This window comes from Thermosyntropha tengcongensis (assembly GCF_055381335.1).
In genome coordinates, this window is sequence record NZ_AP042437.1 from 924,991 (window position 1) to 939,816 (window position 14,826).

Consider the following 14,826-nt stretch of genomic DNA (forward strand, 5'->3'; position numbering starts at 1 on the left):
ATGTGGAAAAAACATTGTTAGAAAAATCCAGAAATATCGGAAAGATGCTGCAGAAAATCGGGGGGAATCCGGTAGACTTTTTTGAAATTGCCAAGGTTTTATCGGAAAACTTGAACTGCAGTGTTTTTGTGGTAGGACGCAGGGGGCAGATTGCAGGTTATGCTTTTACGGAAGGAGCAACCTGCAGTGGTATTGAAGAGCTTTTAAGCCATGCGGAAAGATTCCCGGAGAGTTTTAACCAGGAGCTTTTGAATATTGTGGAAACAGCTACCAATGTGCGCATGTCAGAAGGGCGCAGGTGCATATTTAATCCGGAGAATGTGGATTGTGACTGTTCAACCCGGATATGGTCAATTACTCCTGTTTTTGGTGGAGGCAAGAGAATTGGAACCCTTATCATGATGAGGGAAAACCAGGAATTTACGGACGAAGAAATTGTGCTTGCTGAATATGGAGCTATTGTTGTAGCTAATGAAGTTATGCGCATGCGGGCAGAGCGGATTGAAGAAGAGGCGCGCAAAAAAGCGGCGGTGCAGATTGCGCTGGCTACCCTTTCTTATTCAGAACGGGAAGCCATTGAACATATTATTGCTGAGCTGAACGGTAAGGAAGGGCTGCTGGTGGCCAGCCGGATTGCAGATAAAGTAGGGATAACCCGGTCAGTTATAGTAAGCGCTTTGAGAAAATTTGAGAGTGCCGGGGTGATAGATTCCCGTTCCCTGGGGATGAAAGGGACTTATATTAAAGTTCTTAATGATTACCTTTTTGATGAACTTAATAAAAAGTAGTTCAAATTCAATTGATATGTAATATAATACTTAAAGTAAAGGCTAACCTGAGGTAGAAAAATATGGTTAGCCTTTTTGCTTGGTTTTTTATAAAAAAAAGCAGGAATTATGGCGGAAGAAATAGAATAAATGACATAATTTTGCGAATTTTATTCGGGGTGATAGCTTGCTTAACAGAATTTTTGATTCACCTTCCATTAAACTTCTGCAGCGTACTATGGATGTGGCAGAAATCAAGCAGAAAGTAATAGCGGATAATATTGCCAATGTAGATACACCAGGTTTTAAGAAAAGGGAAGTTGTTTTTGAAGAAAAGCTTAAGGAAATTTTGCAGAATGATAAAAAGGAGGAAATGCCCCTGAAGATTACTGATGCCAGACATATCCAAATAGCCGGGGATATAAGTGTTGATACCTTGCAACCGGAAATCAGGCAGCTTAACACGCAAACTTTCAGGAATGACGGCAATAATGTCGATATTGATGTAGAAATGGCAGAAATGAGTAAAAACAAGATAATGTATGATGCTCTGGCTCAGAGCATCACCAATGAACTGAGGCTTTTGCGCATAGCAATAAGCGGAAGGAGGCAAGGCTAAGTGGGTTTTCTTGACAGTATAAATATAAGTGCTTCCGGTCTTACTGCCCAGCGTTTGCGTATGGATACTATAGCCAGCAATATGGCCAATGTAGATACTACACGTACGGAAAAGGGAGGACCTTATAGAAGACAGGTGGTAGTTCTGGAAGCCAGGACCCCCAATGTAAGCAAGGCCAGTTTTCGTACCATTCTGGATGAAAAAAGAAGTAAAATTGGTATGGGGGTCAGGGTTAAGGAAATTCGAGAGGTAAGTGAAAATGAAGCCCCTTTTCGAAGGGTTTATGATCCGTCCCATCCGGATGCTGATGAAAATGGATATGTTAGTTATCCCAATGTTAATATAGTAGAGGAAATGGTAAACATGATTTCAGCTACCAGGTCATATGAAGCTAATGCCAGGGTGATAGAAGCTGCCAAGAGTATGGCTTTAAGAGCTTTGGACATCGGAAGATAGGGGATAGGAGGATAAAAAGTGAAACCTGTCAGTTTGGAATTGAATTTATTGAATAATATAGGATCAAAGTCTGTAAGAGAAACTAAAGAATATGAAAATAAAACAAGTTTTGCTGATCTTTTAAATGAGGCATTAAGACAGGTGGACAGTTTGCAGAAAAGTGCTTCGGAAAGTGCAGTAAGGCTTTTAACCGGGGAAGAGGAATATCTACATAATGTAATGATAGCTTATGAAAAAGCAAGTTTGGCTCTGCAGCTTACTGTAGAAATAAGAGATAAAATAATTGAAGCCTATCATGAGTTAATGCGTATGCAAATGTAAGTTTGGGGAGTTAGGAGATGCAGACTATTTGGGATAGGATAAAAAAAAATAGGGGCTAATATTGGAGAGTTGTGGTCTAAGCTCACTTTAAACCAGAAGGTTTTATTGGGAGGAGCTTCGCTTCTTATTTTGATTTCACTGCTCGCTCTGCTTCTGGGCAGTGGAGATGATAATAAATTTGATGTTCTCTATACCGGTTTGGCAGAAAAAGATGCAGCCGAGATTGTAGCTAAACTTGACGAATATAAAGTGCCTTATAAACTGGAAGATCAGGGGAGCACTATACTGGTGCCTGCGGATCAAAAGTATAAATTGCGCCTGAATCTGGCAGCTGAAAATCTTCCGCGCAGCGAGTCCGGGTTTGAACTTTTCCAGGAGAGCAGTTTTGGGGAAACCCAGACTGATAAAAAGGTAAAGTATCAGCGAGCACTGCAGGGAGAATTAGCCCGTACCATTCAAAGCCTGGATAAGATAAAGGCAGCCAAGGTAAATCTGGCTCTTCCTGAACCTTCTCTATTTTCTGAAAACGAAGAACTTCCCAAGGCTTCAGTAGTTATCAGGACTGAAGACGATAATCCTTTAACACCGAAAGAAGTAAGAAGTATAGTAAACCTGGTGGCCAACAGTGTAGAAAGGTTAACACCAGAAAATGTAGTGATAGTAGATCAGAACGGCAATCTGGTTTCTGATGGTGTAAATATGGAATATGCTGATACTACAGATGTAGTAAAAATGCAGCTGGCAATGAAGCGGCAGTATGAAAAGGAAAAAGAAAATGCCATACAGAGTATGCTGGATAAAACTCTGGGTAAAGACAATGCAGTGGTAAGGGTTAATGCTGAGCTTAATTTTGATGAAAAAGAACAGGTAGATGAAAAATACAGCCATGACCCGGAAGGGCCATTTGTGCGCAGTGAGAAGATAGTGCAAAAATCAGGCACTGGGGGACAAACAGCAGTAGCTGGAGAGCCGGGGACAGATACTAACATTCCCCAGTATGCCCAGACTGAAACTGGAAGCGGTGTTACAAGTTATGATGAAAGTGAAAAGACCCGGAATTATGAGATAAATAAAACAGAAACGGTTACCAGGTTTTCCAGAGGGGATGTCAAATACGAAAATTTAACGGTTTCTGTTTTGGTGAATAATGCTATTGTCGATAAAGTAAACCTGGGTGAAACTGAAGAAGAGAGAATTGAAAAAATAAGGAATATAGTAGCTACTGCCTGTGGGCTTAAAGAAGACCTGCAGGATAAGAACATAAATCTAGAAAACAGCATATCAGTAGCCTTTATAGATTTTTATACTGAACCTGAACCGGAGGTAGAAAAACCTTCTTTGCTGGAAAGTTTGCTAAAAGGGCCTTACCTTCCTCTGGTAATGGGCATATCGGGTTTGCTTATTGTAATCCTGGCCTGGATGCTTATGCGCAGGGGTAAAGAGGAAGAATCGCTGGTAGAAGAACCGGCAGGTTTTGAAGCGGTAGTAGAAGAAGAAATTAAGTTAGAGGAACTGCTGGATAAAAACCTTACTCCGGAAGAAAAAGAAAGACAGAAGATCAGGCATGAAATTGAAAAACTCATCGATGAAAGTCCGGAGGATGCAGTACAGGTCATCAGGGCCTGGTTGGCTGAAGATGCGAGGTGATAGGAAAAATGCCGAAAAAGGGTATGAGCGGCAAACAAAAGGCAGCCAATTTGCTTATTTTTTTGGGGCCGGAAAAGTCAGCCAAAATTTTTAAGCATATGACGGAAGAAGAAGTAGAGCAGCTTACCCTGGAGATTGCCAGTGTAAGGCAGGTAACACCGGAAAAAATGGATGAAATATATCGCGAATTTTATGAAATGTGTCTGGCCAGCCAGTATATAGGCCAGGGAGGCATAGCTTATGCCAAGGAAGTTCTGGAAAAGGCCTATGGACCGGAAAAAACCATGGAGATAATAAGCCGCATATCAGCTTCTCTGCAGGTTAGACCCTTTGATTTTGTTCGCAAAACTGAGCCTTCTCAGCTGTTGAATTTTATTCAGTCTGAGCATCCTCAGACTATTGCTTTAATTCTGGCTTATTTAGATCCCGAGAAAGCTGCCAGTGTTTTATCAGCACTTCCTCCTGAACAGCAGGCAGATGTAGCAAAAAGGATTGCCCTTATGGATACTACCTCACCGGAAGTTATAAAAGAAGTGGAAAGGGTTCTGGAACGCAAGCTTTCTTCAATTGCTCCTCAGGAGATGACCAGTGCGGGAGGGGTAAAAGCGGTAGTGGAAATTATAAACCGGGTAGATCGAGGAACCGAAAAGACGATTATGGAAGCTCTGGAAGTGCAGGATCCCGAACTGGCAGAAGAGATAAAGAAACTTATGTTTGTATTCGAAGATATTGTTATGCTTGACAATCGTTCCGTACAGAGGGTACTGCGCGAAGTTGAAAGCCAGGATCTGGCTCTGGCCCTTAAGGGAGCGAGCAGTGAAGTGGCTCAGAAGATATTCTCCAACATGTCTTCCCGTGCTGCGGAAATGCTGAAAGAAGATATAGAATTTATGGGACCAGTAAGGCTGCGTGATGTAGAGGAAGCACAGCAGCGGATAGTCAATGTAATAAGAAGGCTGGAGGAAGCTGGAGAAATAGTGATTGCACGGGGTGGAGGAGATGAAATAATTGTCTAGGATAATAAAAAATTCTCAGATAACCTCAAATCCTCGCCTTATTAAAGCAGCCTTCCTTCCTGACTTGGAAAGCTTAAATGATAAAGAGGCCCAAACGGCAACCTCTTTTTCTGAAATAGAACAGGAAAAATTAAGTGTTGAACAGCTCAAGGATGAAAGTGAAAAGATAATCAAAGAGACAGAGGCGATGGTGGTTGAGCTCCTTAACAAGGCTAAGGAGGAAGCCAAACTCATTATTGCGGAAGCTGAAGAAGAGGCAGACAATATAAGAGCTCGCGTTTATGAAGAAGCTCAGGAGATAAGAAAACAGGCAGAAAAGGAAGGATATGAAGAAGGATTAAAAAGAGCTGAGGAGGAAATGAGGGAGCATCTGGCAGAAGCAGAGAGACAGAGCTGTCAGATGGTGGAAGAGGCCAGACAGCTAAAGCTTGCCATACTGCATTCAGTGGAAAAAGATATTGTGAGGCTGGCCATGGCTATTGCCCGTAAAATTATCGTGGCTGAACTTAAGTCCAATCCGGAAAGTATTCTGGAGGTAGTAAGGGAAGCTATAAGCTTTATAGATCAGCCGGAAAATGTAACTCTTAGAGTAAATCCGCAGGATTTTGAAATATTAAATTTGTTAAGGGAAAAAGGTGATTTAAACGATATAGAAAATGAGGTTTCCCGCCTGGAATTAAAATCAGATGTTCGCATAAATCCTGGAGGAGCAGTTATTGAAAGTGATAAAGGTATTGTTGATGCTCAGCTGGAAACCAGGATATTAAGTATAGAAGAAGCCCTGGAGCATGAATTTACCGGAGAATGATATTATGCTTGATTTTAAGGTCGACAATTATCTGAAAATTATTGAGAATACACAGGCTTACAAGCTCAAAGGCAGGGTATCACAGGCGATAGGATTGACCCTGGAAGCTTACGGGCCTAAAGTTAAACTGGGCGAATTATGCTATATAAGGACCAGAAGTTCCCGGGAAGCAATGCTGCCTGCGGAAGTGGTAGGCTTTAAGGGAAATAAGATAATCCTCATGCCTCTGGGAAGCATGGAAGGGGTAAGTTCCGGAAGTGAACTGATTGCTACTGGAAGAACCCTGGAGGTAGGGGTTGGCTTTGATCTTGTTGGAAGGGTCTTGAATGGGCTGGGAGAACCTATTGATGGCAAGGGAAGTATAAAGAAGGAAGCTTTTTATCCGGTTATGAACAAGGCACCGGATCCGCTAAGCCGCCGCAGGATTACTGAAGTCCTTCCTGTAGGGGTAAAAGCTATCGATGGTTTAATAACTATAGGCAAAGGACAAAGGATAGGGATTATGGCCGGCAGCGGAGTAGGCAAAAGTACCTTGCTGGGAATGATAGCCCGCAATACTGCTGCTGATATAAATGTTATAGCTTTAATTGGCGAACGTGGACGTGAAGTGCGGGATTTTTTGGAAAGAGATCTGGGGGAAGACGGGCTTAAAAAGTCGGTAGTGGTGGTAGCAACTTCTGATCAGCCAGCTTTGGTAAGATTAAAAGGCGCTTTTGTGGCTACCAGTATTGCTGAGTATTTCCGAGATCAGGGCAAAGATGTCCTTTTGCTTATGGATTCCCTTACCCGCTTTGCGATGGCGCAGCGTGAAGTAGGATTGGCAGTAGGAGAGCCTCCTGCTACCAGAGGATATACTCCTTCCGTTTTTGCCCAGCTTCCCATGCTGCTGGAGAGGGCAGGAAATTCCGAGAAGGGGACTATAACCGGCATGTATACGGTTCTGGTAGAAGGGGATGACATGAATGAACCGATAACTGACGCGGTAAGAGGGATAGTGGACGGTCATATAGTTTTAAGCCGCAAGCTGGCTGCCATGAATATGTATCCAGCTATAGACATAAATAACAGTATAAGCCGGGTTATGATCGATATTGTTTCCAAAGAGCACCTGGAATTGGCCAACCGGTACCGCAGCATACTTGCTGTTTATGAAGAAGCAAGGGATCTTATAGAGATTGGGGCTTACCGGAAAGGGGCTAATCCTAAAATAGATGAAGCTATAAGACTGATTGAAGGATGCTGGGATTTTGCCCGGCAGGATATTTATGAAGAGGCAGTTTTTGAACAGATTCTTGATGAACTCAGGAAAACAGTTGAAGGATAGTGATTCATAGAGGTGAAGCCTTTTGTTTTTAGATTACAGACTAAACTTGATATAAGCAAAAGAGAAGAGGAAATGGCAAAAGCCAGAGTAAAAACGAAAGAAAAAGAGGTAGAAGAGATAGAAAGTGAACTTATAAACCTCTACTGTAATCTGGAAAAAGCCGAAAATATGGCCAGAAAATTTTGGCAGGAAAGCAATATATATTTTGCCAGGCTGATAAGTGATTATCTGCCGGTTTTAAAAGAGGATATTGAAAAATGCCGGCAAAGGTTAAGCATGGCACAGGAGGAATTGGAGAGGTTAAGACAGGAACTGATGAGAAAAAGGAGAGAGGTAAAAACCCTGGAAAAGCTAAGGGAAAAAGCGTGGGAGGAATATTTGTATGAGACAAATCTTGAAGAGCAGAAGTTTATAGATGAAGTGGCCGGCAACAGATATTTTCGCAGGCAAAAAGAGAAAGATGAGTAATACTTGTTATCACCAGGAGTGAGGCTATGGCAAAGAAAATAAAGACAATAGCAGTTGTCATTTTAATTCTGGTTATAATTGCAGGTGCCGGGTATGGGTTGGTATTTTTTGATATAGTGAAGGTGCCCTCTTCTTTAAAGAAGGTGCCGGTTCTGGGCAAGTATGTTGCAGTCGAAAAGAAGACAGCCAAGAGTGAGCTTGAACTGCTCAGGGAAGAAAATAACAGGCTTAAAGAAGTGATAAAGAAAAAAGATGAAGAAATTAAGCTGGTGCAGAGCGATTATAACAAGCTCAAGAAGGAGCTGGAAAAAGAAAAAGAAGCCAGCCTGCAGATGAATGAGGAGATTCTGAAATTGAATGATGAGCTAAAAAAAGCAGATAATGCCAGGGAAAGTAAGGAAGCGGTTTACAAGGATATGGCCAATTATTTTGCGGCCATGAAGGTAAAAGAAGCTGCAGATATAATGAGCAGGCTGGAGGACAAAGATATAATAGGCATTTTAACCCAGATGGATGATGAGACTGCTGCTCAGATAATGCAAAATATGGACAGGAAAAGAGCAGCAGATATTACCAAAAAGATGCTGGTGGTAAGCCCGTAACCCTTCAGGGGTTAATGATAAAAAAATTATTCCTGGAGCAAGGGGGATATATGAATTACGGAAAGGAGGTGAGAAGGTGATTGAGGGACTTAAAATACCGTGCCGGGGAGATATGAAAGCCTGCATTAAGCCTGCCTGCTCTGCCGAGAAGCCAAGCAACGCTAAGGATAAAGGATTTGCCAGGATTTTGGAAGAAAATGTAGTTTCTGATGGTCGTTCTGGTAGTGGGGATAGGCAGCTAAGGCTGGCAGATGAGAAAGCTGTTTTAGCCAGTCAGGATGAAACTATTGAAGCAGAAGAAGTTATAAGCCTTTCCGGTACCGAGGCAGATTTTTTATGGAAGCAGATTATTGACAGTATTCTGAATCAGCAACTGCTTGCAATACCGCAGGATATTCTAGCCAGAATAGAAACATATGTTACTGAAAAAATGCCGGCTTTTACTGCTGTTTCTGAGGAAGAAAACCTCTCCCTGCGTGAGCTGGCAGTTAGATTGGAAAGCCAGCTTGCAGCAATGGCAGAAGAAGCAGTTCTGGATGCCAAAACGGCTGCCCAATTAAAAGATGCTGTTCTGGAAAAAGTGCAGGATTTATTAAATGGCCAGGAAAAAAACGATAAGGTTTTGCCGTCTAAACTGGAATTGCTGGAAGATAAACCAGGTTTATTGGCTGACAGCAGGGATATGAAGACTGCAGATGAAAAAAATATTCAGGAAAAAACTGTTATTTTATTTCCCGATAAAGAAAGCTCCCCTAAAAAGGATGTCAGGGAACTGATCCAGTTTGAGCAGATGAAAATGGCTGGCAAAAAGATGGAAAAAGATGATAAAAGTCAGATTAAGCTTGATGAATCTTTAACTGACAAGAAAGATATTCCTTTTGCCAGCGAAAATAATCGGCCAATGCTGGATGCTAAAAGGACGGTATTCCTTTTGAATACTCAAAAGCAGGTGCCTGTAAATCCTAAAGAAGTAGTGGACCAGATTGTCAAAAAGGCGGAGCTGCTGGTAAAACAGGGTCTGTCAGAAATGAAGATAGAACTGAAGCCTGAATTTCTAGGTAAAATGACAATTAAGATTGTGGTGGAAGAAGGAGCAGTAACTGCCAAGTTTCTGGCAGAAAACCTGCGGGTAAAGCAGATGCTGGAAAGCAATATGGCTAATCTTAAACAGTCGCTGGAAAATCAAGGGCTTAAAGTAGAAAAGACCGAAGTTAATGTACAGCTCAATAATGGCGGCATGTTCGATGGCTCCGAAAACAGCCGGCAATTTTTATGGCAAAAGCCAGAATTCTCAGCAGCTGTCGTTAGACGTGATTTAGCCGATACTGGACAGGTTTTATCTGGTAATGAAAATGCGTATATTCCAGGGGAAAAGGAAGTTTATGAAAAAGGCATATTAGGAAGCACCATTAGCTGGCTGATTTAATGAAAGGGAGGTGAAAAATTTGGCATCTGTAAGTAATTATACTTTTGTACCCTGGAGTGGAAAGGCACAGCAAACCGGCAAGACAGAGGAAGCAAAAAATAAAAATATTTTAGGCAAAGATGATTTTTTGAAACTTATGCTTACCCAGCTTAGATATCAAAATCCGCTGGAACCGGTAAATGACAAGGAATTTATAGCCCAGATGGCTACTTTCAGCGAACTGGAACAGATGAAAAATTTGAACACCAGTTTTGAAAAGATAGGCAGCCAGCTGGAAAGCTATTATAAATGGCAGCAGATGAGTTCTGCGATAGGAAGAAAGGTAGCTTATAAGGAAGATGAGAAGGGACAGGAAGTCAAGATAGGAGTTATTGATTCCCTGTTTATAAAAGATGGGAAATTTTATTACCACATAGGTGGCAAACTGGTAGAGCCGGAAAAGATACTGGAATTCGGAAAGTATGAGGATGAGGCCATTCCCATACTCAATGAAATCCTTGAAAAAATGTCTGGATTTAAAGGCAGCAGCTTAGAAGAAGGTGAGGCTAATGGAGAATAAAATATTTTTTACCGGACATCCTGTAGCCCCTTTGACTCCAAAAAAGAATGGGGGTTTAGCTCCTAAACCGGAAGTTAAAGGGAGCAGTTTCAGCCAGATACTGGAGAAAAAGCTTAACGAACCCCTGAAGTTTTCCAGCCATGCGCAGCAGCGTCTGCAATCGCGTAATATAAAATTAAGTCCCGATGATCTGAAAAAGCTGGAGGATGCTGTGGCCAAGGCCAGGAGCAAAGGAGCCAGGGATTCGCTGATCCTGATTAATGATCTGGCTTTGGTTGTCAGTGTGAAGAATAACACTGTTATCACCGCGGTAAATGGGGAAAACCTGAAAGAAAATGTTTTTACCAATATTGACAGTGCAGTAATAATCTAGGGCTGGACCTCTTTAGAGGAAGCCCCGGGATGTGGAATGACCGAAGCATCCCATGTAAGTTTAAAACATTATATTTTTTATCAAAAAGGGTAGAAGCTCTAAAGGAGGTCATATAATCAATGATGCGCTCAATGTATGCTGGTGTTTCTGGCCTTAAGAATCACCAGACCCGTATGGATGTAATAGGCAACAATATTGCCAATGTTAATACTACCGGCTACAAGAAAAGCCGGGTAGTTTTCAAGGATACCCTGTATCAGACTATACGCGGAGCTTCCCGGCCTACGGATGCCCGTGGAGGAACTAATCCCATGGGGGTAGGGCTGGGGATGACTCTTAGCAGTATTGACCAGATTCATACCCCAGCTCCAGCTGCTACCACCAACAAGATCACTGATATGGCAGTAGATGGAAACGGTTACTTTATTCTGGATAATGGCGGACAGTTGTTTTATACCAGGGCCGGCAATTTTGACTTTGACAAGATGGGCAATCTGGTTAATACTTCCAACGGCTACCGGGTACACGGCTGGATGGCGGATAAAACCCAGTTTACTCCCACCGGCAACTGGGTGATCGATACTGTCAAAGCTACCCAGCCTATAGATATATCTTCTTTTAAGACGATAGAGCCGAATGCGACGACAGAAGTAAGGTTTTCTGGGAATTTAAATTCCAATATACCTACGGTAACTGGAAGTCCGCCAGTATTTACTTCAGACAATACGGTTATTACTTCCAAGGAGATTTATGATTCCCTGGGAAATAAGCATACTATTTATTTTAGATTTTATAAAGTGGGGGTAACTGGAACCCCTCCCAATGTAGTTAGTGACTGGAACTGTGATGTATCTTTTGATCCAGCATTTCCCAATCCAGCTGCAGGCAACAGTATAGGTGGCGGTACGCAGACCGTGCAGATTACCGGGGTTATTAAGTTTGATCAGAATGGTAATATTATTACAACTCCCAATCCTCCGGTACAGAATTTAACCGCGGTCATGACTAATGGAGCCAATAATATTAATTTTAAAGTTGATTTCAGCCAGCTTACCCAGTGGGAGAGCAAGTCGACTGCCTGGGCAGAGCATCAGAATGGATACAGCATGGGCAACCTGGTAAGTTTTACCATAGGTATAGATGGCACCATTTCCGGGGTTTATGACAACGGAGAAACCCGCAACCTGGCCAGGGTAGCCCTGGCTAACTTCCAGAACCCGGCAGGGCTTTTGCAGGCAGGAAGCAATCTTTTCCAGGTTTCCAACAACTCTGGTGATCCCCTGGTGGGAGCCCCTGGAGACCAGGGAATGGGAGGCATTCTTCCGGGCAGCCTGGAGATGTCCAATGTGGATCTTTCCGAGGAATTTACGGAGATGATAGTAACCCAGAGAGGATTTCAGGCTAATTCCCGCATCATAACTACCTCTGATGAAATGCTGCAGGAACTGGTAAACCTTAAGCGCTAACCTGGGGACAGCTTGAAGGGGGATATTCCCCCTTTGAGCCACCTGTTATGAGGTGATTTGATGATTTATCTTACCCGCCTTAATGGCGGCAAAATTGCAGTTAATATTGATTTGATAGAATTTATGGAAGAAACCCCGGATACTGTTATAACCCTGACTACCGGACGCAAATTTGTGGTAAAAGAAACCATGGAAGAGATAAGAAAAGAGATTATAAAATTTAAAAAAGAGGTTTTTTTGAATCTCAAGGAATAAACAAGGGGTGAAAATTGTTGGCAGACGAAAAAAATGCAGAAGTTAAAGAAAAGTCCGGTTTTGATTTTAAGATAGTTCTGGTAGGACTTGTTATATTTCTGGTGGCTATGGGAGCATCTTATTTTATGCTGAAAAGCTTGATGGCGCCTTTTATGCCGGAAGAACAGAAAAAGGAGACTAAAGAAAAATCAGCAGGAACTGTGGTATCTATTGGAGAATTTACTACTAACCTTAATGATCCGAGCGGTTCCCGCTTTGTAAAAGTCGAGATATATGTAGAAATGGCAGGAGAAAAGAAAAAAGAGGAAGAATTAAAAGAATATATGCCGATAATGAAGGATACGATTCTTAATATCCTGTCTTCCAAAACACCTGCTGATATGGATGTAAGGTACAGGGAGGAATTGAAGACCGAGATGAAGAATAAGCTTAATAAAAGATTAGGCCAGGAAATGATCAAAGAAGTATATTTTACGAGTTTTATCATGCAGTAAGTGTTTTTAAAGAAGGGGATAATGGCATGAGCGAAATCCTGTCCCAGAGTGAAATAGATCAGCTTTTAGCTGCTTTGACCAGTGGAGCGGTAAATGCTGATGAGTTAAAAAAAGAAGAAAGCAAGAAGAAAGTGCGGGTTTATGATTTCAGACGTCCCAACAAGTTTTCCAAGGATCAGATACATACCCTGCAGGTTATTTATGAAAACTATGCCCGCTCTTTGAGCACTTTTTTGTCCGCACAGCTGAGGGCTCCTGTGCAGATCGAACTGCTTTCGGTTGAACAGACTACCTATGATGAATTTATGAGGTCTATACCCAATCCTACCATACTTAACATTTTTTCTCTATATCCCCTGGAAGGCAGTTCGATTATGGAGATAAACCAGAAGCTTGGTTTTGCTTTTTTGGACCGGCTTCTGGGAGGGCCAGGTACAGTTCCTGAAAAAACCAGGCCTTTAACGGAAATAGAGCAAACAGTAATGGAAAGATTGGCTCAGAAGATGCTTGATTACCTGCAGGAGCCGTGGAGCAGTATAATTGAAATGGATCCTGCTATTGAGAGAATCGAAACCAATCCCCAGTTTACCCAGCTGGTTTCCCCCAGCGAAATAGTAATGGTAGTGTCCCTGGAAACCAAGATGGCGGATGTTTTAGGACTTATAAATATATGTATACCTTTTCTGGTGTTAGAGCCGGTAGTTGATAAATTAAGCGTCCATTATTACTATGCTTCTTCAGGTCAGAAATTTTCTCCGGAAAATACGGCTCTTATAAAGAACAAGCTGGAACGTACCCAGGTGGCAGTCAGGGTTGTTTTAGGAAGGGCAACTATTACGGTAAAGGATCTTTTAGAACTTGCTCCCGGCGATGTAATACCACTGGAACGAAGCATAAATGATGATCTGGAAGTGATGATCGGGCAGCGTGCCAAGTTTTTGGGCAAACCGGGAAGCTACAACAATCGTTATGCAGTCCAGATTTCCCAGGTGGTAAAGGAGGGAAATGATGATGAATAATGACGGGGTTTTGTCCCAGGAGGAAATAGATGCTCTGTTGAGCGGAAACTTAAATAGGGAGAGGCAGGATACCAGTTCCCAGCTCAGCAGTTTTGAAAAAGATGCCTTAGGTGAAATCGGGAATATAACTATGGGAACGGCAGCTACTACCCTTTCTACGCTGCTTAGAAAGAGAGTTTCCATAACCACACCCAATGTTATGATTACTTCGCGGGAAAAACTGCAGTCTGATTATCCTCTGCCTTATGTAGTGGCAGAAGTGAGATATACTGAAGGTTTAAGCGGTACCAATATACTAACTATAAAGCAGGAAGATGCTGCAGTTATTGCAGATTTGATGATGGGAGGAACAGGACAGGTAGCGGATCACAGCCTTGATGAACTGCGGCTTAGCGCAGTAGGGGAAGCGATGAATCAGATGATGGGGTCTGCAACTACCAGCCTGTCATCTATGTTCAACACCAGGATTGATATAGCACCTCCCAAACTTATGGTTATGGATTTTGGCAAGGAAAATTTAGAACTTTCGACTGATTATAAAGAGGTAGTAGCTATTAAATTTAAAATGGAAATAGAAGAGCTGGTGGACAGTGAAATTATCCAGATTATTCCTTTGGAAGCAGCTAAAAATATGGTTAATATGTTAATGGGAGGAACAGTTGAAGAGTCTACCGCTGCTGCTGTTTTAGAATTGGAAGAACCAGTTTCTTCCTTAACCCAGGATCAGATGCTTAAGGGAAGCTATATTGCACCTGAACCAATAGCAGCAAACTTGTCTTCACCGCCGCCTCCGCCACCGCGCCAGGAAGTTTGGAATGAACCTTTATATGCAGCAGGAGATATCCCTTCCGGGGTAAAAAGAGGGGAGGGGGTTGTGGTACAACCAGCGCAGTTTGCTCCTCTGCGGGAAAACTATACCAGCCAGATGCCTAACAATATAAGCCTGATTATGGATGTACCTTTGGAAGTTACTGTGGAACTCGGAAAAACCAAAAAGACTATCCGGGAAATATTAGAGCTGGGGCAGGGCTCTATAATCCAGCTGGATAAGATGGCGGGAGAACCGGTAGATCTTTTGGTAAATGGTAAGCTTGTTGCCAAAGGTGAGGTAGTAGTTATAGACGAAAATTATGGAATCAGAATTACAACTATAATAAGTCCGATGGACAGGATGAATAAATTACAATAATAAATGGGGAGGAAAAT

At 42.3% G+C, this 14,826-nt stretch carries 18 protein-coding genes; all 18 read left to right on the forward strand.

What is annotated here, in order from left to right:
- Window positions 1-2: 2 nt before the first annotated feature.
- The 18 genes from codY (at window position 3) to fliY (ending at window position 14,809) form a co-directional block, all read left to right on the forward strand.
- The gene (codY, locus tag ACZ42E_RS04400; RefSeq protein WP_464893235.1) at window positions 3-788 is read left to right on the forward strand and encodes a GTP-sensing pleiotropic transcriptional regulator CodY; all 786 of its coding nucleotides are present in this window, start codon (window positions 3-5) and stop codon (window positions 786-788) included.
- A gap of 166 nt (window positions 789-954) precedes the next feature.
- A complete protein-coding gene (flgB, locus tag ACZ42E_RS04405; RefSeq protein ID WP_464893236.1) occupies window positions 955-1,386 on the forward strand; it encodes a flagellar basal body rod protein FlgB in 432 nt (143 codons plus the stop codon).
- Entirely contained in the window at window positions 1,387-1,842 is a 456-nt protein-coding gene (gene flgC, locus ACZ42E_RS04410) for a flagellar basal body rod protein FlgC (RefSeq protein ID WP_464893237.1), read from the forward strand.
- Between the two features lie 18 nt (window positions 1,843-1,860).
- The gene (gene fliE / locus ACZ42E_RS04415; RefSeq protein ID WP_464893238.1) at window positions 1,861-2,163 is read left to right on the forward strand and encodes a flagellar hook-basal body complex protein FliE; all 303 of its coding nucleotides are present in this window, start codon (window positions 1,861-1,863) and stop codon (window positions 2,161-2,163) included.
- Between the two features lie 69 nt (window positions 2,164-2,232).
- On the forward strand, window positions 2,233-3,810 hold the full coding sequence (gene fliF, locus ACZ42E_RS04420; protein WP_464893239.1) for a flagellar basal-body MS-ring/collar protein FliF: 1,578 nt from the start codon (window positions 2,233-2,235) through the stop codon (window positions 3,808-3,810).
- Between the two features lie 8 nt (window positions 3,811-3,818).
- The gene (gene fliG / locus ACZ42E_RS04425; RefSeq protein ID WP_464893240.1) at window positions 3,819-4,826 is read left to right on the forward strand and encodes a flagellar motor switch protein FliG; all 1,008 of its coding nucleotides are present in this window, start codon (window positions 3,819-3,821) and stop codon (window positions 4,824-4,826) included.
- Entirely contained in the window at window positions 4,819-5,634 is an 816-nt protein-coding gene (locus tag ACZ42E_RS04430; protein WP_464893241.1) for a FliH/SctL family protein, read from the forward strand. The genes fliG and ACZ42E_RS04430 overlap by 8 nt, the downstream gene beginning before the upstream one ends.
- 4 nt (window positions 5,635-5,638) lie before the next feature.
- Window positions 5,639-6,958 carry a flagellar protein export ATPase FliI gene (fliI, locus tag ACZ42E_RS04435; RefSeq protein ID WP_464893242.1) on the forward strand — a complete coding sequence of 440 codons (1,320 nt, stop codon included), beginning with the start codon at window positions 5,639-5,641 and terminating at the stop codon, window positions 6,956-6,958.
- A gap of 12 nt (window positions 6,959-6,970) precedes the next feature.
- Window positions 6,971-7,426 (forward strand): flagellar export protein FliJ, encoded by a 456-nt coding sequence (gene fliJ / locus ACZ42E_RS04440; RefSeq protein ID WP_464893243.1) that lies wholly within the window; start codon window positions 6,971-6,973, stop codon window positions 7,424-7,426.
- A gap of 26 nt (window positions 7,427-7,452) precedes the next feature.
- Window positions 7,453-8,028 (forward strand): MotE family protein, encoded by a 576-nt coding sequence (locus tag ACZ42E_RS04445; protein WP_464893244.1) that lies wholly within the window; start codon window positions 7,453-7,455, stop codon window positions 8,026-8,028.
- 76 nt (window positions 8,029-8,104) lie between these two features.
- Window positions 8,105-9,454, forward strand: a complete 1,350-nt coding sequence (locus ACZ42E_RS04450) for a flagellar hook-length control protein FliK (RefSeq protein WP_464893245.1) — start codon at window positions 8,105-8,107, stop codon at window positions 9,452-9,454.
- A 19-nt stretch (window positions 9,455-9,473) separates the two neighbouring features.
- Entirely contained in the window at window positions 9,474-10,013 is a 540-nt protein-coding gene (locus ACZ42E_RS04455) for a flagellar hook capping FlgD N-terminal domain-containing protein (protein WP_464893246.1), read from the forward strand.
- The gene (locus ACZ42E_RS04460) at window positions 10,003-10,386 is read left to right on the forward strand and encodes a TIGR02530 family flagellar biosynthesis protein (RefSeq protein WP_464893247.1); all 384 of its coding nucleotides are present in this window, start codon (window positions 10,003-10,005) and stop codon (window positions 10,384-10,386) included. The genes ACZ42E_RS04455 and ACZ42E_RS04460 overlap by 11 nt, the downstream gene beginning before the upstream one ends.
- A 119-nt stretch (window positions 10,387-10,505) precedes the next feature.
- Window positions 10,506-11,852, forward strand: a complete 1,347-nt coding sequence (locus ACZ42E_RS04465; protein ID WP_464893248.1) for a flagellar hook protein FlgE — start codon at window positions 10,506-10,508, stop codon at window positions 11,850-11,852.
- Between the two features lie 60 nt (window positions 11,853-11,912).
- Window positions 11,913-12,107 (forward strand): flagellar FlbD family protein, encoded by a 195-nt coding sequence (locus tag ACZ42E_RS04470; RefSeq protein ID WP_464893249.1) that lies wholly within the window; start codon window positions 11,913-11,915, stop codon window positions 12,105-12,107.
- Window positions 12,108-12,124: 17 nt separating this feature from the next.
- Window positions 12,125-12,601 carry a flagellar basal body-associated FliL family protein gene (locus tag ACZ42E_RS04475; protein WP_464893250.1) on the forward strand — a complete coding sequence of 159 codons (477 nt, stop codon included), beginning with the start codon at window positions 12,125-12,127 and terminating at the stop codon, window positions 12,599-12,601.
- 26 nt (window positions 12,602-12,627) lie between these two features.
- The gene (gene fliM / locus ACZ42E_RS04480; RefSeq protein WP_464893251.1) at window positions 12,628-13,620 is read left to right on the forward strand and encodes a flagellar motor switch protein FliM; all 993 of its coding nucleotides are present in this window, start codon (window positions 12,628-12,630) and stop codon (window positions 13,618-13,620) included.
- Entirely contained in the window at window positions 13,607-14,809 is a 1,203-nt protein-coding gene (fliY, locus tag ACZ42E_RS04485; protein WP_464893252.1) for a flagellar motor switch phosphatase FliY, read from the forward strand. Before fliM ends, fliY begins: the two co-directional genes overlap by 14 nt.
- The last annotated feature ends 17 nt before the right edge of the window (window positions 14,810-14,826 follow it).